Annotated in this window: 16 protein-coding genes; 11 read left to right on the top strand and 5 right to left on the bottom strand. The window is 35.7% G+C overall.

From position 1 onward, the window contains the following. Positions 1-122: 122 nt before the first annotated feature. The 3 genes from J0L69_00435 (at position 123) to J0L69_00445 (ending at position 7054) form a co-directional block, all read left to right on the top strand. Positions 123-3086 carry a histidine kinase gene (locus J0L69_00435; GenBank protein MBN8691624.1) on the top strand — a complete coding sequence of 988 codons (2964 nt, stop codon included), beginning with the start codon at positions 123-125 and terminating at the stop codon, positions 3084-3086. A gap of 5 nt (positions 3087-3091) precedes the next feature. Beyond that, complete coding sequence (locus J0L69_00440) at positions 3092-3841, top strand: response regulator transcription factor (protein ID MBN8691625.1); 750 nt, start codon at positions 3092-3094, stop codon at positions 3839-3841. A gap of 126 nt (positions 3842-3967) precedes the next feature. Next, a complete protein-coding gene (locus tag J0L69_00445; protein ID MBN8691626.1) occupies positions 3968-7054 on the top strand; it encodes a PKD domain-containing protein in 3087 nt (1028 codons plus the stop codon). Between the two features lie 516 nt (positions 7055-7570). On the opposite strand, the gene J0L69_00450 is transcribed toward J0L69_00445, so the two are convergent. Then, positions 7571-8083, bottom strand: a complete 513-nt coding sequence (locus tag J0L69_00450; protein MBN8691627.1) for an FKBP-type peptidyl-prolyl cis-trans isomerase — start codon at positions 8081-8083, stop codon at positions 7571-7573. A 61-nt stretch (positions 8084-8144) separates the two neighbouring features. Next, the gene (locus J0L69_00455; GenBank protein MBN8691628.1) at positions 8145-9671 is read right to left on the bottom strand and encodes an aldehyde dehydrogenase family protein; all 1527 of its coding nucleotides are present in this window, start codon (positions 9669-9671) and stop codon (positions 8145-8147) included. Positions 9672-9936: 265 nt separating this feature from the next. Between J0L69_00455 and J0L69_00460 the strand changes: the two genes are divergently transcribed. The 3 genes from J0L69_00460 to purE are packed head-to-tail and all read left to right on the top strand — an operon-like array spanning position 9937 to position 11762. Beyond that, positions 9937-10794, top strand: a complete 858-nt coding sequence (locus J0L69_00460; GenBank protein ID MBN8691629.1) for a glycosyltransferase — start codon at positions 9937-9939, stop codon at positions 10792-10794. Next, positions 10791-11249, top strand: a complete 459-nt coding sequence (locus tag J0L69_00465; protein ID MBN8691630.1) for a hypothetical protein — start codon at positions 10791-10793, stop codon at positions 11247-11249. The genes J0L69_00460 and J0L69_00465 overlap by 4 nt, the downstream gene beginning before the upstream one ends. A gap of 21 nt (positions 11250-11270) precedes the next feature. Beyond that, positions 11271-11762, top strand: coding sequence for a 5-(carboxyamino)imidazole ribonucleotide mutase (purE, locus tag J0L69_00470; GenBank protein ID MBN8691631.1), 492 nt, complete (start codon positions 11271-11273; stop codon positions 11760-11762). A gap of 178 nt (positions 11763-11940) precedes the next feature. Here the strand turns inward: purE and J0L69_00475 are convergent, their stop codons facing one another. After that, the gene (locus tag J0L69_00475; GenBank protein ID MBN8691632.1) at positions 11941-13260 is read right to left on the bottom strand and encodes an adenosylhomocysteinase; all 1320 of its coding nucleotides are present in this window, start codon (positions 13258-13260) and stop codon (positions 11941-11943) included. Between the two features lie 81 nt (positions 13261-13341). Between J0L69_00475 and J0L69_00480 the strand changes: the two genes are divergently transcribed. Genes J0L69_00480 through J0L69_00490 form a run of 3 tightly spaced genes read left to right on the top strand, consistent with a single transcriptional unit; the run spans position 13342 to position 15246 of the window. After that, on the top strand, positions 13342-13923 hold the full coding sequence (locus J0L69_00480; GenBank protein MBN8691633.1) for a 4'-phosphopantetheinyl transferase superfamily protein: 582 nt from the start codon (positions 13342-13344) through the stop codon (positions 13921-13923). Further along, positions 13910-14614: a geranylgeranylglyceryl phosphate synthase family protein gene (locus J0L69_00485; GenBank protein ID MBN8691634.1), complete on the top strand. Its 705-nt coding sequence runs from the start codon at positions 13910-13912 to the stop codon at positions 14612-14614. Before J0L69_00480 ends, J0L69_00485 begins: the two co-directional genes overlap by 14 nt. Next, positions 14614-15246, top strand: a complete 633-nt coding sequence (locus J0L69_00490) for a thiamine phosphate synthase (protein MBN8691635.1) — start codon at positions 14614-14616, stop codon at positions 15244-15246. Before J0L69_00485 ends, J0L69_00490 begins: the two co-directional genes overlap by 1 nt. Here the strand turns inward: J0L69_00490 and J0L69_00495 are convergent. Further along, entirely contained in the window at positions 15243-16214 is a 972-nt protein-coding gene (locus J0L69_00495) for a hypothetical protein (protein ID MBN8691636.1), read from the bottom strand. The two genes, J0L69_00490 and J0L69_00495, sit on opposite strands and share 4 nt — an antisense overlap. Positions 16215-16216: 2 nt before the next feature. After that, positions 16217-17203 carry a DUF255 domain-containing protein gene (locus J0L69_00500; protein MBN8691637.1) on the bottom strand — a complete coding sequence of 329 codons (987 nt, stop codon included), beginning with the start codon at positions 17201-17203 and terminating at the stop codon, positions 16217-16219. Positions 17204-17278: 75 nt separating this feature from the next. Between J0L69_00500 and J0L69_00505 the strand changes: the two genes are divergently transcribed. Further along, positions 17279-18232 (top strand): T9SS type A sorting domain-containing protein, encoded by a 954-nt coding sequence (locus J0L69_00505; GenBank protein ID MBN8691638.1) that lies wholly within the window; start codon positions 17279-17281, stop codon positions 18230-18232. Positions 18233-18319: 87 nt separating this feature from the next. Next, complete coding sequence (locus J0L69_00510) at positions 18320-19849, top strand: HAMP domain-containing histidine kinase (GenBank protein ID MBN8691639.1); 1530 nt, start codon at positions 18320-18322, stop codon at positions 19847-19849. Positions 19850-19863 lie beyond the last annotated feature (14 nt).

Genomic DNA, 19863 nt, shown 5'->3' on the forward strand with positions numbered 1-19863 from the left:
AGGTAAAATAGGTTTGATAACCAATAAATTGGCTTTTTTTAACCATTTACAAGTTCAAAGCTGCCATTTGTTTAGCGGGCTTTTGAGTTTGTTTTTAAAAGCCTATTTTTAGCTTATCATATATGTCTAAACGTGTATTAAGATATTCATTTCTGTTGTTACTATTGGTTTCACGTTTAGCCTTTGCACAACAATATAATTTCAAAAACTACTCCGCCGAAAACGGAATGCCCTTTGTGCAAGTATCTTGCATGATCCAGGACAAGCAAGGTTATTTGTGGATTGGGGGCTATGGAGGATTAAGCAGATTTGACGGGAAAGTATTTTTGAACTTCTCACCCAAAAACGGATTGATTAATCACTATGTGAACGCGGTTTGTAGCAGTGACTCCGGTGTGATTTATTGCGGAACAGCGGAGGGATTAAGCATTATCAATAATAAAAAAATCACTAATTATAATGGCAATAACGGATTAAAAAACACCAACATATCGTCGCTGTGTTATGATGAAAAAAACGGACTTTACATTGGTACCAGGGAGGGTGTTTACATTCTGTTTCAACAAAAATTTATAGAGCTTCCTGATTTCAGGGGCATGGAAATTAAAACTTTACACCGAACAAGAAGCGGTACAATTTGTGTGGGAACCACGGTGGGATTATTTTATTACAACCACGTTGAAAAAAAATCCTTTAAGCAAAAAAATCTGGCAGGCGAAAATATTAATTGCATTGCCGAATGCCCTGAAACCGGTCATTTATTAATTGGTACAACCGAAGGATTTAGTAAGGTAATGGTACCTGGAGATCAACCCATCAATCTTCACATAGAAAACGGACTTATCGATGAAAATATCAGCTCTATCTGGTGCGAAGGCCCTGAAAACGTTTGGATAGGTTCGGCAAACGGCTTATTAAAATACAATGGAAAAGCCTTTGATTTTTACAATTTGTATAACGACAATAACGCGAATCATATTCGTTGTTTACTAAAGGATTCAGAAGAAAATATTTGGGTAGGTACACACAGTGGAATTTATCGTTACCGCGATAACGCCTTCTCGAGCTTTGACAAAAGCACCGGTATCGGAAACGCCTTTGTATATAAAATTTTAAAGGATAAAGAAGGAAACATTTGGTTTTGTACCGACGGTAGCGGTATTTATAAATACGCGCAAGGCTTTTTTAAAAACTACACTATTAAGGATGGGCTACCAGACAATTCTTGTCATAGTGCTACCCTCATGGAAGATGGTTCTATTTGGTTTGGAACGAATAACGGATTGTCTGTTTTCAAAAACAATCATTTCGAAAGCTTCGTTGGTAATAAACAATTGAAAGTACGGGGAACATTGTCTTTGCAGTATCTTGCCGTTGACGGAACGCTTTGGATTGGTGGACAAAACGGCGCTGAAGCCATCAAAAAAGAAAACGGTATTTACAAAGCTTCATTCTATAAAATTCCTGAGTTATTGAAAGAATCGGGTGTACAATCCATAGTAGAAGATAAGAATGGCAATTTATGGTTAGGAACATTTTTAGGTGGTTTATTTAAATTAGAAAACAATGAATTTGTTTATCAAAACAAAAAACTTAATATCAAAGCAGAATCATTTTTCACATTACTCGTTAACAAACACAATGTCATGTTTGGAGCTACGTTAAACGGTGTTTGGATCTATGATTTAAATAAAGGGACACAGCAATACATTACCGATAAAGATGGATTAAATTCGGAATTGATTTACTCTTTACATCTGAGTGATAATGAAAATATTTTATGGGTAGGTACCAATCAGGGTATCAATAAATTTGATCTTAAAAAATTTAGAGAGTCGGGAAATATTTACATTCAATCATTCGGAAAAACAGAAGGCTTTACCGGCGTTGAGTGTAATAATTATGGCGTAATGGAAGAAGAAGACGGTACACTTTGGTTCGGAACCGTGAGTGGCGTTGTACGACACAATCCCAAATCGATAAAAACAAATTCAAAATTACCGGATACCTATATTCAAAACATTAAGCTTTTAAGTGAAGACACTTTACTTGCCAACGGATCCATTCTGCCTTACAATTACAATAACATTACTTTTTACTACAGAGGCATTTGTTATACCAATCCCGAAAAAGTTCGTTATATGAAAATGTTGGAAGGTTACGAAACCTCATGGTCGGAACCAAGTAATGAAGACTACAGTAAATACGCCAACTTACCGGCAGGCAAATACACTTTCAAAGTAAAAAGCTGTAATAACGAAGGTATTTGGAGTGAGGAACCGGCTTCGTTTTCGTTCGAAATTCTATTGCCGTTTTATAAAACATGGTGGTTCATCTCATTATTAGTTATTAGCATTTCATCTCTAATCATTATTGTATTTAGAGTGAGGCTGCAAAACATACGTAAGAAACAAAGGGAAGAGTTTGAGAAAAAAGTAGAGATTTCCAAAGTGGAATTAAAAGCTTTACGTGCCCAGATGAATCCGCATTTTGTATTTAACTCTCTTAACTCCATTCAACATTACATTCTTAACAGCAACAGCGAAGAGGCGGCACGCTACCTCAACAAATTTGCCAAATTAATGCGTGTGATTTTAAACAATACTGAAAAATCAATGGTAACCATTAATGAGGATGTTGAATCGTTACGTTTATACTTGGAATTAGAACAAATGCGCTTTGACGGCAAATTTGATTATTCCATTAATATTCATCCTTCGGTAGATGGGGATTATGATGAAATTCCTCCCATGTTAATGCAACCTTATATTGAAAACGCTATTTTACACGGATTAAACCCAAAACCGGAGAAAGGTCATTTAGTTATTGATATTTTCGCAAAAGACAATTACATTGTATGCAGAATTAAAGATGATGGAATTGGCCGTGATAGTGCGGGTGAAATAAAAAGAACGCAACCCGGACAAAAACACAAATCATTGGGTATGAAAATTACCAGTGAACGCGTTAGGATTTTGAACGACATTAATAAATCCAACCTCAGTGTTTTGGTTACGGATTTAAAAGACAATAACGAAAAACCATGCGGAACCATGGTTGAATTATTTATACCACACGTAAATTAATTGTTATGATTAAAGCATTAATTATAGAAGACGAACAAAAGAGCCGCGAGATGTTGGCCATGCTCGTTGAAAAAAATTGTCCGCAATTAGAAATAATCGGATTAGGTAAAAACGTAAAAGAAGGTATTGACTTAATCAATAGCACCAAACCTGATTTAGTTTTTCTGGATATATCAATGCCCGACGGAACAGGTTTTGATTTATTGGAAGCTGTGGCCGGTAAAAAGTTTGAATTAATCTTTACAACCGCAACCGATAAGCATGCTTTAAAGGCTATTAAATATAGCGCGTGTGATTATTTATTGAAACCAATCGATATCGATGAGTTAAAACAGGCCGTAGAAAAAGTATCGCAGAAGAAAAACGCGGCACCATCTATGGATAATCTTCAGTTCTTAATTCAACAGCTAAAAAAAGCCGACGATAATTATCAGAAAATCACTTTACCTACAGGTAATGCCTACGAAATCATTAATATAAAAGATATTATTCGCTGCGAAGCGGATGCCAGCTATACCCATTTCCATTTAGTAGGTGGCAAAAAATTAATGGTTTCGGCAAGTTTAAAGCATTATGAAGACCTTTTGCCTGAAAACGAATTCATCAGGGTTCACCATCAGCACCTTATTAATATGCAACACGTTACGAGGTATTTAAAGCAAGACGGAGGCTATGCGGTGATGAGCGACGGCACGCAAATTGAGATTTCACGCCGTAAAAAAGATGCTTTTATGGAGCGATTAAACAGGATTTAGTTTAGTTGCTTTAGATATATTTTAATATATTTATTTAAGGGAATAATAGTATTTTAATATATGAAGTCGATTTATATCTGCATTTTAACTTTTTTCTTTTATACATTAAATTCTCAAAGTAGCTTTTTGAGAACATATAGTTCTTTGTCTAGTATTGAACCTTCAAGTATTATACAATTACCAGATAGCGGATATATTATTTATAGCACAACTAATGCAGGAGGAGGAGATAATAATCAAGAGCTTCGTCGCATAGATAAAAACGGCAACGTTATCTGGAATAAACAATTAGTAATTCCTGTCACGTCGGAAAAAGCAGGTGGAATATATCTCACCAAAAAAAATCAAATATTAATATCTGGTTCCCTAAACAATTCCGTTAATTTGTTCTGCCTTGACTTCAATGGTAACATCATTTTCCAGAAATCGATTAGCGGCGGAATGGGATTTCCAACCAAGATAGAGCAAAGTAATTGGGGAGATATTACTGTATTATTGAACGATGAAGTTATAAGAACAGACTCATTAGGTAATTTAAAATGGCGAAAAAAGTATACAATTAATAAAATTAAATCCATTGTATATTTATCTAACAAAAAATCTATATTAATAGGGCACCTGTATAATATGCTTGGAATGCCAAGTAATGAAGATATTGTACATATTTTTATTGATTCTACTGGAAAAACAATTACACAGAAAGCTTTTGGCACAACTGTAGCATGGGAGCAAGTTTATGATGCTTTTCAAGATTCTTCTTCTAGGATAATCACAATTTTTAACTATCAAAATTACCCTGAAAACAAATTTGCGCTTGGGATGATGTGTTCCGATACTACTGGAAAACAAATTTGGGCAAAGCTTCTAGATGGGAAGTTTGGTAATCAAATATCAGGGGCTCTACTGAAAGATAAATCTATTGAATGTGTTGCAGTCGAAACACCATCTTTATCTGGTTTGTTTCATTTGATTCATGCCACGGGTAACGGAAAAATATTAGAGGACAAGACCATTACTTCAACGACAAGTTTTTCTACATCGAATTTTAGTTCATTTGGTGCTACCAACGATGGCGGGTGTTTTTTGTTAGGAAATTATGGCTCAACAAGTCTTTCGTCGTTCGTTAAGCTGAATTCAGGAATAAGCACTTCATGTCTAAGTTTTGTTCAGAAAAAAATAAATGAAAGAATGGTTGTTTTTGATGAAATTGATTATTACATTCCTGTTCAAACTATTTCTGCTGCATCTTCAAATGTAAGTTTCAACTTTAGTTCATTAACATCCACGATAGTTAGTTCATGCACATCAACCTGCAACACAATCGCCTCTTTTGTTTGCTCTTCTGGAAGTTCCTGTTTAAATAGTAATTTAACCTTCACAAACAACAGCCAAAATTTCTCATCCTCAGTTTGGAAAGTAAATAATGTTGTTTCAGGAACAAGTAATAATTTATCTTATTTATTTGGTAATGCTGGTACATATACAATTACTCTTGTTGCTTCAGGCTCGTGTATAGATTCGAGTAAGCAGGTAATTTATATTGATAGTTTTCCTAATCCCAATTTCAACGTTTCTAATATTCAGCTTAAAGCCAGATTAATGCCTACAAAAATCAAAAATAACACAAGTTTTATATGGGATTTTGGGGATAAGTCACCACTTAATACTTGGCACGATACTGTTTTGCATAATTATACAAGTAACGGCAATTATACTGTATGTTTGACAGAAAAGAATACATGTGGTGTCACCAAAATCTGCAAAATCATTAACCTTAACTTTAATTATTCTAATGCGTTTTACCGTGCATACGTAAGTCCTACTAGTTGGCCAAACACTTCACAATATGGTTCAGCGGTAGCGCAGATGTCTGATGGAACATTCTTTTTAACAGGCATGGATGATTCGTATGGGTCAACGGGTGCGGATGGATTAGTTAATAAACTTGATTCGTCCGGAAAAACTTTAAACTCAGTGGTAATCGATTTTGGCAATTCTCCTGAATCCATAGACAATATTTTTCCAAGTAGCGATGGCGGTTTAATCTTTTCGGGGTCGAATAATTCGGGCAACTTTATTGCCTATGGCAAGGTAGACTCGGCTGGTAGATTAGTTTATTTAAGATCTTTTACATCTAATGTTAACGATAAACCGGGAAATGTAGTTGAGTTAAAAGATGGTAGATGTCTTTTTACAGGTGGGTATTTTTCACAAGGATATATTATGGGCTTAAGGAAGAATTTTAGTTTGCAATTTTTCAAAAGATATACAGCATTTCGTAATATACGAAATGTGCTAAAGCATCCAACATGTAATGATTACTTTGTATTTGGTACGGATTTTTCAAACTCAGATCCTGTATTAATGAAATTAGATTCATCAATGAATATCGTTTGGACCAAAAAATTTGATTTTGGTTCTAATATAACTTACGCTACAGACATGAAAATTTCGAGCAGTGGAAAGATTTACCTCACAGGAGTCAACTTTGGTATAGGATTGTTGGTTTTTGCTGCAGATACCTCAGGAAATAATTTATGGTCAAAATATTACCCTAGTGGTATGCCCAAATCGATAGAAATAGGTAAAAAAAACCAACTTTATGTTTTTGGTAATGCAGTTCTTGAAATTGACACTTTGGGTAACTTAAAAAATTCATGGCAACCTAAAATTGCCGGAGGGAAGGCATTTTTAACCTACGATAACGGCCTTGCAATAGCAGGTAATTATAGTACAAGTACTACTTCAAGTATATCCATTGTTAAAACTGATTCAACAGGATTCTTCTCTTGTGCATCGATTACTTTTTCTGTTTCTCCAATATCAACTAATCCCATAATATCTAATGTATCAGGTGCGGTTTTAACATCCACTCCTACACTTAGTACCGGAAATCAGTATCAATACACAGCTATAGATACATTATTCTGCAGTTCTATCATAACTGACAACAATGAATCTATACATAATATCGTCAAATCTATGAGTATTTCTCCAAATCCTTTCAGTGATGAGATTCATGTTAGTTTTTATAATGAAAACACAGATACAATCGAGTTATATAATATTAAAGGACAACTATTAGAGAAAAGGAAAGTTGTTGGTGTCGTTACAATATTAGATATGAGTAAATATTCCGAAGGTATGTATATAATTCGATCAGTAAATAAGGATGGATCAACTTCTGTAAAAAAGGCCATTAAACAGCAATAATCGATGTTAGTTTTTTGTCGGTTAACGACAATTTCTTCAGTTTAAAGTTGTGATTTTCAATTAAATAATTAACTGAGGCAGCTTAAATTTACATTATCTCAGGACAAAATGGCTCGAACAACATGAGTTTACTTTCGCAATATTTAAATTATCAGATCCTAAACAACCAGATATAAAGAAAAACCCGCCACTTGTTAGGCGGGTATTTTTTTGCCCCTTTTGTGGGTATATCTTTACGGTACGTTCTTTGCTAAGGGTTTTTGTTTAGTTTATAACTAAACCTTAAAAAATAAAAGCCATCAATATGTTTCGCGGGGATGTACATATTGGTGGCTTTTTTATTTGCAATAATTTCACCTCATCCATTTCTTCAGTTCTTCTTATTTTGTAAATAGAAGTATCGGAAATAAAAAAATCCGGTCCTTCGACAAGCTCAGGAACCGGACTAATTATGTTTATTGATATTTTTTACCTCTCTAGATCCTGATAGCTATCGGGACGAGAACCACTCACTAATTAATGATGGTGGCCATGCGGACCATGTACGTGTCCGTGATCTAATTCTTCAGCTGTAGCATCGCGTACTTCTAACACTTCGCCAACAAAGTGTAAATCATGCCCTGCTAAAGGATGGTTGAAATCCATGGTTACATGTGCTTCTGCAATCTCCATTACTTTTCCGATTAACTGATTGCCATCCTGATCGTGCATTGCAATATCTTCACCCACTTTTACGCGCGCATCGTCAAATTTTCCATCAACAATAAATGCTTGCTTATTTACTTTTACTACATAATCTTGCTCTACTAATCCATAACCATTCGCCGCAGTAATTCTGAAGTCAAATTTATCTCCCACTTGTTTACCTTCTAATGCTGCTTCAAAATCCGGCAACAATTGTCCGAATCCAAATAAAAATACAAATGGATGTTCGTTACTGGTTTGTTCAACTAATTCCTCAGGACCATTGTTTTTGCTTGCAGTTAAATGGTAATTTACCGAAACCGCTTTGTTGTCTGCTATCTTCATTTTGTTTTGTTTTTAATTTCGCGCAGAGGCGCAGTGCCCGCTGAGGAAATGGTTATTTATATTAATTAATATCGAATTTTATTCCTTGAGCTAAAGGTAATTTTTTACCCCAGTTAATCGTATTGGTTTGACGGCGCATGTAAACTTTCCAAGCATCCGATCCGCTTTCACGTCCGCCACCGGTTTCTTTTTCACCACCAAATGCACCACCAATTTCGGCACCGGAAGTTCCGATGTTTACGTTAGCAATACCGCAGTCGCTACCAACTGCTGATAAAAATTCTTCCGCTTCACGCATGTTTAAAGTCATAATAGAAGAAGACAATCCTTGAGGAACTCCATTCTGCATAGCAATTGCTTCTTCAATGGTTTTATACTTCATGATGTAAAGAATTGGCGCGAAAGTTTCGTGCTGCACAATCGCGAAATCATTCTTTGCCTCAATGATGGCAGGCTTCACATAACATCCGCTCTCATAACCTTTACCTTCTAACACACCACCAGGAACGATTGTTTTACCGCCTTCCGTAATAGCTTTCTCTAATGCGTTTTTATAATTGTTTACGGCATCCTTATCAATTAACGGACCAACATGATTGTTTTCATCCAATGGATTTCCGATACGTAATTGTCCGTATGCTTTCACTAAACGCTCTTTAAATTTATCGTAAATGCTTTCGTGAATAATTAAACGGCGTGTAGTTGTACAACGTTGTCCTGCTGTACCTACTGCACCAAATACCGCTGCAGTAATTGCAATTTCCTGATCAGCATTTTCAGAAACGATGATAGCATTGTTACCACCCAACTCCAAAAGAGATTTACCAAAACGTTCTGCCACTTTCGCACCAACAATTTTTCCCATACGAGTAGAACCCGTTGCGCTGATTAATGGCATACGGTGATCGGCTGTCATAAATTCACCAACCGTATAATTACCATTGATGATACATGAAATACCTTCCGGTAAATTATTTTCAGCCGCCACTTCATTCCAAATATTCTGACAAGCTACCGAACATAAAGGTGTTTTTTCTGATGGTTTCCATACACACACATCTCCGCAAATCCATGCTAAAGCTGTATTCCAGCTCCACACAGCAACAGGGAAATTAAATGCGCTGATAATACCAACAACTCCTAATGGATGGTATTGTTCGTACATACGATGCTGAGCGCGCTCGCTGTGCATCGTTAAACCGTATAATTGACGAGATAATCCAACCGCGAAATCGCAGATGTCGATCATCTCCTGCACTTCACCTAAACCTTCTTGTAATGATTTTCCCATTTCATAGGAAACCAACTGACCTAATTCGTTTTTCTTAGCGCGCAATTTATCGCCGAACTGACGAACATATTCACCACGCTTTGGTGCCGGAATAGTGCGCCAATGTAAAAAAGCTTCGTTTGCCGCTTTCATTACTTTGTCGTAATCGGCTTTGGTGGCCGATTTAACTTTAGCTATTAACTTTCCGTCAACCGGACTATATGATTCGATTAAATCGCCGCCAGAAAACCAGTTTTTACCGGTTGAGCAGCCTTCGTTTACTTCTTTAATGCCTAATGCTTTTAATACTTTTTCCATGTGCTAAAAAATTGAGGAGTGTAAATGTACTAAATTAATGATGGGATTTGAGTTATATTTATCACAATTAAGCTAAATTTATTTTATATATTTCTGAGGCTTGTTCAGTGATAAAACCATATTTATTGCCCCTTTAGATTGGGGCCTCGGTCACGCGACCCGCTGTGTACCAATCATTAAGGAATTACTAAAACATAACAGGGTAATTTTAGGGATAACGCCACTTACCAAACCGATATTTGAGGAGGAATTTCCTGGAGTTAAAATGATTGAGATTCCTGCTTACAACATTACCTACTCGAAGCATCTTCCCCTTTGGTTAAAATTAGGGATTAGCTATCCGAAAATTTCAAAGATTATAACCAACGAAAATAAACTTCTTGAAAAAATAATTAACGATTATAAAATTGATGTTGTGATTAGTGACAACCGCTTTGGTTTACATTCCAAAAACGTACATTGTGTCTTCATCACCCATCAATTATTTTTAAAAGCACCGGTATTTGAAAATTTTGCCCAGAAACAAAATAAAAAATACATTTTAAATTTTGATGAAGTATGGGTTCCGGATTATGAAACTTCCGATGCTTCAATAAGCTCAGTGTCGGTTAAAAATCTGAGCGGAGAATTATCTCACGATAAACACTTTCACAAAAACGTAAAATATATTGGTCCGCAAAGCAGATTAACAGATGTCATTTGTGAAGTAGATCCCGATAGCTATCGGGAAAACAAATATTCATATTTGATTTTATTGTCGGGGCCCGAGCCGGGGAGAACCACCTTAGAGGATGAACTTTTATTAAAAGCCAAAAATTCAAATAAAAAAATCGCTTTAGTAAGGGGTACGAGAATGATGACTCAAGATTTGAGATTTGAAGGAATTGATACTTTTGATTTTCCGAAAAAAGAAGAATTAAAAAGACTGATTTTATCTTCTGACAAAATTATCTGCAGAAGCGGCTACAGTACTTTAATGGATATGTATTTACTAGGCAAAAAAGAATTAATTTTAATCCCAACAACCGGACAAAGTGAACAAGAATATTTGGCGGAATATTGGCAGCAACATTTTAATTCGAAAATGATATTAGAAAAAAACTTAACGCAATTTACATTATGAAAAATTTAATTTTAATTCTTGGTGTCTTAATCGGCTCTTCATTATTTGGTCAAACCAACGACAAGCCCATTTACGATTCTATACTCGCTAAAAAACTAGGCGCGGATGAACTAGGCATGAAGAAATATGTTTTCTGTATTTTAAAAACCGGTCCGGCTAACATTAGCGACAAAGCAAAAAAAGACAGTTTATTCGCCGGACACATGAGTAATATTGGAAGAATGGCGGATGAAGGAAAGTTAGCCATAGCGGGACCGTTTATGAAAAACGACAGACAGTACAGAGGCATTTACATTTTCAATGTAAGCACTATTGAAGAAGCGGAGAAACTGACTCAATCTGACCCCGCTATTAAGGCAGGCGTTTTTGTGGTTGAATTAACCGAATGGTATGGTTCTGCCGCATTGATGGCAACGCCTGAACTACATAAAAAAATACAGAAAAAAGGATTTTAATTAATTGCTTAACTTTACAGCATGAGCACAGCACAAGTCGGAATAATTATGGGTAGTCAAAGTGATTTAAACATCATGAATGCCGCTGCCGAAGTTTTACAAAAGTTTAATATCCCTTTTGAGATTGACATCGTATCAGCACATCGAACACCCGATAAAATGTTTGATTATGCAAAAAGCGCCGTTGATCGCGGATTAAAAGTAATTATTGCAGGTGCAGGTGGAGCTGCGCATTTACCCGGCATGGTTGCTTCTCTTACGCCGCTTCCTGTAATAGGTGTACCTGTAAAAAGCAGCAACAGCATTGATGGTTGGGATTCTCTATTATCGATTGTACAGATGCCTAACGGTGTGCCCGTTGCTACCGTTGCCGTAAATGCAGCGCAAAACGCAGGTATATTAGCTGTTCAGATTATCGGCTCAAATAATAAAGATGTATTAAAACAATTGGCTGCTTTTAAAGAAGAATTAAAAGAAAAAGTAAACAAATCTTCTTCTGAAATGAAGAAATAATTGAACATCGCTTCGACAAGCCTGTCCGCCGACTAGGCGGGCTCAGCGACCAATCATTGTCAGTTCGAGCGGAGTCGAGAACTTGAGTGATCTTAAACATGTCTCGACTCCGCTCGACATGACACAATAAAAAAATCCCGCCTTGTGAGCGGGATTTTTTGTTGGAATATAATCTTGATTAGTAACGGTAGTGTTCAGGTTTGTAAGGACCTTGAACTTTCACACCGATGTAATCAGCTTGTTCTTGATTTAATACATCTAACTCAGCACCAAGTTTACCTAAATGCAACATAGCAACTTTCTCATCTAAATGCTTTGGTAAAGTATAAACTTTCTTCTCGTATTTAGAAGTGTTAGTCCATAATTCTAATTGAGCTAAAGTTTGGTTGGTAAATGAATTACTCATTACAAAGCTTGGGTGACCGGTAGCACAACCTAAGTTTACTAAACGACCTTCAGCTAACACAATGATGTCTTTTCCGTCAATGGTATATTTATCAACCTGAGGTTTGATGGTGTCTTTAGTTTTTCCGTAATTTTTATTTAACCAAGCCATATCAATTTCAGTATCGAAGTGACCAATGTTACAAACGATAGCGTTATGCTTCATCATTTTGAAGTGACGGTCAACGATAATGTCTTTGTTACCTGTAGTTGTAACTAAGATATCAGCGATTTTAGCTGCATTATCCATTTTCATTACTTGGTAACCATCCATACAAGCTTGTAAAGCACAGATTGGATCGATTTCAGTTACGATAACACGAACACCTTGAGAAGATAAAGATTGAGCTGAACCTTTTCCAACATCACCATAACCAGCAACCACTGCAACTTTACCGGCTAACATGATATCAGTAGCACGACGGATAGCATCCACTAATGATTCGCGGCAACCGTACTTATTATCGAATTTAGATTTAGTAACTGAGTCGTTAACGTTAATAGCAGGTAACAATAAAGTTCCTTTAGCCATACGCTCGTATAAACGGTGAACACCGGTAGTTGTTTCTTCAGATAAACCGCGGATGCCTGCAGCTAATTCAGTGTATTTATCAAACACCATATTAGTTAAATCACCACCATCATCTAAAATCATATTTAATGGCTGACGGCTTTCACCGAACCATAATGTTTGTTCGATACACCAGTCAAATTCTTCAGCAGTTTGACCTTTCCAGGCATAAACCTGAATGCCTGCAGCAGCAATAGCAGCAGCAGCATGATCTTGTGTTGAGAAAATATTACATGAACTCCAGGTAACCTCAGCACCTAGTTCAACTAAAGTTTCAATTAAAACTGCAGTTTGAATAGTCATGTGCAAACATCCTGCGATACGTGCACCTTTTAACGGTTTTGACGGACCATATTCTTTACGTAATGCCATTAAGCCCGGCATTTCTTCTTCGGCTAATTTAATTTCTTTACGTCCCCACTCTGCTAAAGACATATCTTTAACTTTATAAGGAAGGTACTTTGTTGCGGTTACTGTTGACATGATTTTATATTATTTATATTTATTTTTTAAAGGATAACAAAGATAAGCCATAAGTTTGTAACACTCAAAAAAATAACAGATTTGCACCGCATAAGTTCAATACACGCTCATGGCCGCTTAGGAGTGCTGCATTTGCCTGATTTCGCGAAACTTATGAAGTTGGAAGCTAAGCGGGATATTGAGAAAGGAGGTACCGCCTACTTGTTAGAAAGGCTTTTTGATCACCCTGTTGAATTACTTTACACGAATGAAGGCAAGCCCTATTTAAACAATAAAACTTGTCATATTTCCATAACTCATTCGCACGATAAACTGGCAATTGTAATAAATGAAAACAGCGAAGTTGGTGTGGATATCGAATTAATTCGCGATAAGGTTTTAAAAATTAAACATAAGTTTTTATCCGAAACCGAGTTAAAGAGCTGTAAAGATGATGTACAAAAACTGATTACGTATTGGGCCTGTAAAGAAGCGATGTATAAATATTACAGCAAAAAGGAAGTAGATTTCATTGAGCATTTGTTTGTTCACCCAATCGTTGAAAAGGACAAAGGCCTTACTGTTGGTGAAATTAAAATTGGAAACTTCAATAAAAAATTAAATCTTCACTACGAGAAAACCGACGAATACATGTTGGTTTACACATTGGATGAAATTAGATAAACTTATACCCCAAACTATAAAAGCCAAGTTAGTTGTACTGATTGACCCTGATAAATTCAATCCGGATTTAATTAAGTTATGCAATAAAAGTAAGGTGGCTTTTTTCTTAGTTGGTGGTAGTGAGTTAAAGAAAAATAATTTGAGTGAGGTAATTTCTTCCATTAAAAAAATAAGCAAAAAACCTGTCATCATATTTCCCGGTAACGAAACTCAAATTTCTAAAAACGCGGATGGAATGCTTTTGTTGAATTTAATTTCAGGAAGAAATCCCGATTACTTAATAGGTAAACACGTGAAGGCCGCAAAAACAATCGTTCGCAGCAAAATTGAAACATGGCCAACCGGTTATATTTTGATTCATGGTTCAAAAATTTCAACGACCCAAAGAGTAACCAAAACAGAGGCTCTAAAAAATTTAGATGAAATAGTAAGCACTGCTCTTGCGGGAGAATTACTGGGTTCAAAAGCCATCTATTTAGAAGCAGGAAGCGGGGCTAAAGAGGAAGTAAACACAAAAATCATTAAGGCTGTTAGAAAAGAAATATCACTTCCTTTATTTGTTGGCGGAGGCATTAACTCCTACTCAAAAGCAAAAAAAGCAGCTGATGCGGGTGCGAATTTTGTGGTTGTTGGGAATGCTTTAGAAAAAAACATATATTTATTGACAGAAATTGAAAAAGCATTTAAGTAATGGAGTTAACCGTAATTACTTCCTCAAAAAAGAACGATGACGAACCAGCTGTGGTCACCAAACTTTTTGAAGCAGGATTAAGCACACTTCATTTAAGAAAGCCTCGCTTTTCTACCAAGCAACTTTCAGCTTATATCGAAAAAATTCCAACGCATTTTCACAACCGTATTATCATCCATTCACATCACGATTTAATTTTTAAGTATAACTTAAAAGGTGTTCATTTTACGGATGTACATTTAGAGAGAAAATTTAAAAAATGGTGGTTCTTACGGAAATTACGCGTGAGGAATAAAAAAATATTTTCTTCGCGTTCTTACCATAAACTATCTGAAGTTTATAACACTGAAGAAATCAAGTTTAATTATTATTTATTGGGAACAGTGTTTAATGCGCTCACCAATACATTTTACAGCGGGTTCTATGAACATGGTTTAACGGCGGCAATCAAAACTTCCGGTAAAGATTTCATTGCGCGTGGTGGTATTAACGAACAAACCATCGAGAAGGCTTATCATTTAGGCTTCAAAGGCGCTGCACTCAACAGCTATCTTTGGAAAAGCGAAAATCCATTTCAGAAATACGTAGAAATACTCGACTTCTGTAAAGAAAAAGGAATACCTGTTGATTAATTCTTACGTTGATTTAACATCAACGACACTTCTTTTCCTATCCCCGTAAACGAAACAAAGTTTAATGGGAATTCTAAGAACACATGCAAGAAACTTAAAAAGAATAAGGCATGCATTCCTACATTGTAGTCATAAATATAAAGCCCAACAGAAATTAACCAAACCGTTAATGTGAAAATCAAATTTTTCTTTGGCACCTGATGCCACTTAATAACAGAGGTTTTAGAAAACCAATTTAAATAGTGATAGGTGTAAGAAAAAGCTATGAACCGCATCACCACAAATCCTGCGTTCGTTTTAAAAATTTCACTTACATCTTTTAATTGATCTAAGTGCAGAAAATTAATGAGGTAGAAATTCAGTAAATCAAACATTCGGTAACTTCCCTGAATGTATGCGTTCACTGTATAGTTTAAACTATTAGATTGAATAACAAAAAAAGAAATCGCGCAAACAATTAACACAATCACTGAAATAAATCCGGACTTGGATTTCTCCTTTAAAACTCCATACAACATAAATAGCCAAGTGAAAATAAATACGTGAATAATAGTAGGCAAAAACACACCAATCCACATGAAATAACTGTTTGAGTTGTTTAGAAAACCAATAACCACAACGGTAAGAAGCGCGAGTACACCTCTGTACAACCAATCTTTAATAAAAACGAAAATGAGTGAGATTAAAAAACCAAACAACATTAAATCAGGAACAAGAGTTGCGTCGCGTGTAGGTTTTATGAAACTGATATAAAACAAAATGGCACACAACACCACTAAAAACAAAAAGTCGTATTTACCTTTTGTATAATAATTCTTTTTATGAAGCCAGCCAATTTCGGTTAAATAGTGTAACGGACCCAGTACACCGTATGAAAATAAAAACAATTCGAACGGAATGAAAAACGCTACAATACAAGAAAGTATAATTAATCCTGTGTTTATATAGTTGATGCGGTCGTTGTTCATTCTTATTTAGCCTTTTTTGGTGTTGGGTTATTATATTCCGCAATAAAATCAGTCCACTTTTTAGTTTTGTATTGGTCGCTGCCGAAAAAATAAAGTATTGGCTTTAAACTTTTCGGATTCTGGTAGGTTTGTAAAACGTCTATTACTTGCAGTTTTTCATCTAATACAGCCACAGCTGGCAATGCAAATCTTCCTGCTGTTACTTCCACTGCAAACGTATTAAACGGGTAACCATTCACTACTTGCTTAAAATGTTTTTTGCCGTTAAACAAAATAGTGTCATTTGATTCGGCATCAAAATTCACTAAGTAAAAATTCTTGTTGATGTAATTTGCAATAAGAGTATCGTTAAACGTTGTTGCTTTTTGCACTTTACAGGAATTACAAAAATTAGTATACAGATTCATCAAGATTTTCTTTGGTTTCTTTTTGTTTAATTCAAGTACTTCTTTAACGCTATAAGACTTTACAGGAACTTTAGCATAAACTGTATCATAGAACGCGTGATTAAAACCTGCCGAGAAATCCTCGAACGGACAACTACGATACACGTTTTCGAGAATGTAGATTAATACCGGCTCAATTTTCTTCTCGTCTAAAAAACCTTGTGTGAGTAAATTGTATTCGTAATTATTTGTTACAAATACAGTAGAAGGATAGCTTAAATTGTTACCCAAAAACTTTAAAGCCAACTGATGTGGTGTTTTTGGTGCAGTTGAAGTAGGAAAATATTTTTGTCCTTGGTACTCTACAGTGTCTTTTGTCTCGGCATTAAATTTTACAGGATAAAAGTTTTGATTAATATAACCTGCCAAACCAGGATTGGAATACGTGGTTTTCATCATATGCTTACACCAACCGCACCAATCGGTATAAAAATCAATAATAAAAGGCTTCGGGACTGTTTTGTTTTTTTCTTGTGCCTCCTTTATAGTGAGCCAATTAACTAAGCCGTTTTCACTTTGCGCCTGTGCGCTTATTGCTGCCACAACAAATATTAACAATAACTTAATCCGCATCAAAGGCTTTTTTTACTACTTTTGGAATACCAAAAATACTTAATCATGATTAAAAATTTACTATCAGCATCACTTTTATTTTTAAGCCTTAGCGTTTTTTCGCAAGCGTTTAACGGAATGTATCCGTTCTCAGGCGTTATGTCGGGAACAGCAAGCACAGGACCAACAGACCCAACTCCTCCTCCTACAGCAACCGGATTAACCTTCGGAGCTTTTTCGGCAGTAGGAACAGGTACAGCGCCTTCTGCAGGCGGTGTGTTTTCTTTTTCAGGATGGGATGTAAGCATTACCAACGGAAATGATGCGTATGCAACGTACACCGGTGCCATTAATCCGGGAAAATATTATGAAGTATCATTAACACCGGCTGCTAACTATGGTGTGGATTTAACTTCAATCACCTTTAACATGTTACGTTCTGGAACCGGTCCACGTAATTGGTCTGTTCGCTCTAATAAAGACAGTTATACAGCTAATTTACCTGCATCAGTAGGAAGTAACACCGCTATCTCTGTTGTAGGAAGCGATATTTTCTTCTGGAACCTAGATGCTACGAGCAATACTATTCAACAAAAAGGAAGCACAATAACGTTAAGTGGTCCGAATTTTTCGACACAAACTTCTCCTTATACTTTCCGTTTTTATGCATGGAATGCAGAGAATGTTGCAGGTACTTTCCGTTTAGACACAGTAATTTTCAACGGACTGGCAACAATGGGTGCAGGTATTGCTGACATTACACACGATTTAAACGCATCGTTTAAAGTTTACCCAAATCCTTCTCAAGATGGAATCATCTACATTGACGCGAAGAAATTAAATTACAACAAAATTGAAGTGGTAAATGTGTTAGGAACAACTGTTGCAGTTGAAAATAAAGAAGTAGCTCCAAATGAAAAAGCTAAGCTTGACTTAAACACATTACCGGCCGGCACCTACTTTGTAAGAATAAGCTCAGGAGGTAAAGTTTATACCGAAAGATTTTTCATCACGAAATAAGCTTTTAAAAGTTTAATTTTGTTAATACCCGGGCCTCATCGTCCGGGTATTTTATTTTAAGCCTGTTATTTATATTATCTTTGCTTCGTGAATAAGCAAAATGTAAGTTTCATATCCTTTGTAGTTTCGCTGGCCTTCCTGGCTCTTATTGCCATTCAACTATATTGGATTAGGAATGATCATGAATTAAAAGTGGATCAGTTTGCCCTTAAAGTATATGACGCTTTAAATAATGCCCGGCACAAACTTGAAAAGCATGTTTACGCTGATAAAATTTCTAAAAAGGTAAAGCGTACCCAAGGTGTTAGCGATGGAAATAAAGTAAAAATTTATTCGATTTTAAGTACCGATTCAAATGGCGTATCCACTAATCTTTATTCGCAAAAAGAATTTTTACGTACGGACACGAGTATAAAATACAACAAAGAAATTCCGGCCGATTTACGTAACGTTGATACAGCAAAAGCCATCGAGAACGTAAGGAATGAACTCATCAAGCAAAAAACGGATATCGTAAATGATATTTATGATGAGTTAGAAATTATTAATGTTTATAAGAATTATAAACCAAATATTGATAAAGACAAACTGGATGAAATCTTACGAAAAGAATTGCGCGATCAGGGCATACAAATGAAGTATTACTACTCTATCTCCTCGCATTATCCGGGTAGTATAAAATCAAACAATTTAAGTGAGGCGGAATCAGAAGTGGATTCGATGGGCTTGGGTTTTAAAGTAAACCTGACACCTAATAATATTTACATTCAGCCGCAGTATTTAACTGTTTATTTTCCTGATCAGCAAAAATATATTTTAAAAGCGATGGGACCCATGTTAATGGTGTCGGGGATGGTAATCGTGATTCTGATTTTTTCCTTTTATTATTTTATTGCCACTATTTTGCGTCAGAAAAAATTATCGGCTATTAAAAATGATTTCATTAGCAACATGACACATGAATTCAAAACTCCAATTAGTACCATTTCGCTAGCTTCAGAAATGTTAGGAGATGATTCTGTTGTGAAAACACCTGAAAAGCAAGCACGCTTTTTAAAAATGATTAAAGATGAGAATAAGCGCTTAAGTGTTCTTGTAGAAAGCATTTTACAAACTGCGATTTTAGATAAAGGCGAATTTAAATTGAAATTAAACGAACTCGATATACATGAAATCATAAACACAGCGATTAACAACACGCACTTATTAATTGATCACCGCAGCGGAAAAATCAATACTCAATTGAATGCGACAAAAGTAAAAATGCAGGCCGACAGAGTGCATCTTACTAACATTGTTTTCAATTTGATTGATAATGCAATCAAGTATTCGAAAGATGCGCCTGAAATTTGTGTAAAAACGGAAGATGCGGAAAACGGAATTAATATCTATATAAAAGATAACGGAATCGGCATCAGCAAAGAGAACCAACGAAAAATATTTGATAAATTTTACCGCGTGCCTACCGGCAATGTACACAATGTAAAAGGCTTCGGATTAGGTCTTTCGTATGTACAAGCAGTAGTGCAAAAGCATGGAGGTGAGATAAGTGTACAAAGTGAACTCGGAAAAGGGAGCACATTCAAGGTGTTTTTACCATTTGATAATAAATGTTAAAACACTGAATTCGG

It is taken from the genome of Bacteroidota bacterium, from assembly GCA_017303905.1.
Taxonomy (GTDB): domain Bacteria; phylum Bacteroidota; class Bacteroidia; order B-17B0; family Aurantibacillaceae; genus JAHEYG01.

What these genes read in the sequence shown, in the direction of transcription:
- J0L69_00485 (MBN8691634.1), top strand. Translation starts at nt 13,910, where the DNA reads ATGAAATTAGATAAACTTATACCCCAAACTATAAAAGCCAAGTTAGTT.
- J0L69_00450 (MBN8691627.1), bottom strand. Translation starts at nt 8,083, where the DNA reads ATGAAGATAGCAGACAACAAAGCGGTTTCGGTAAATTACCATTTAACT.
- J0L69_00475 (MBN8691632.1), bottom strand. Translation starts at nt 13,260, where the DNA reads ATGTCAACAGTAACCGCAACAAAGTACCTTCCTTATAAAGTTAAAGAT.
- J0L69_00435 (MBN8691624.1), top strand. Translation starts at nt 123, where the DNA reads ATGTCTAAACGTGTATTAAGATATTCATTTCTGTTGTTACTATTGGTT.
- J0L69_00440 (MBN8691625.1), top strand. Translation starts at nt 3,092, where the DNA reads ATGATTAAAGCATTAATTATAGAAGACGAACAAAAGAGCCGCGAGATG.
- J0L69_00465 (MBN8691630.1), top strand. Translation starts at nt 10,791, where the DNA reads ATGAAAAATTTAATTTTAATTCTTGGTGTCTTAATCGGCTCTTCATTA.
- J0L69_00460 (MBN8691629.1), top strand. Translation starts at nt 9,937, where the DNA reads ATGATTGAGATTCCTGCTTACAACATTACCTACTCGAAGCATCTTCCC.
- J0L69_00455 (MBN8691628.1), bottom strand. Translation starts at nt 9,671, where the DNA reads ATGGAAAAAGTATTAAAAGCATTAGGCATTAAAGAAGTAAACGAAGGC.
- J0L69_00490 (MBN8691635.1), top strand. Translation starts at nt 14,614, where the DNA reads ATGGAGTTAACCGTAATTACTTCCTCAAAAAAGAACGATGACGAACCA.
- purE (MBN8691631.1), top strand. Translation starts at nt 11,271, where the DNA reads ATGAGCACAGCACAAGTCGGAATAATTATGGGTAGTCAAAGTGATTTA.
- J0L69_00505 (MBN8691638.1), top strand. Translation starts at nt 17,279, where the DNA reads ATGATTAAAAATTTACTATCAGCATCACTTTTATTTTTAAGCCTTAGC.
- J0L69_00495 (MBN8691636.1), bottom strand. Translation starts at nt 16,214, where the DNA reads ATGAACAACGACCGCATCAACTATATAAACACAGGATTAATTATACTT.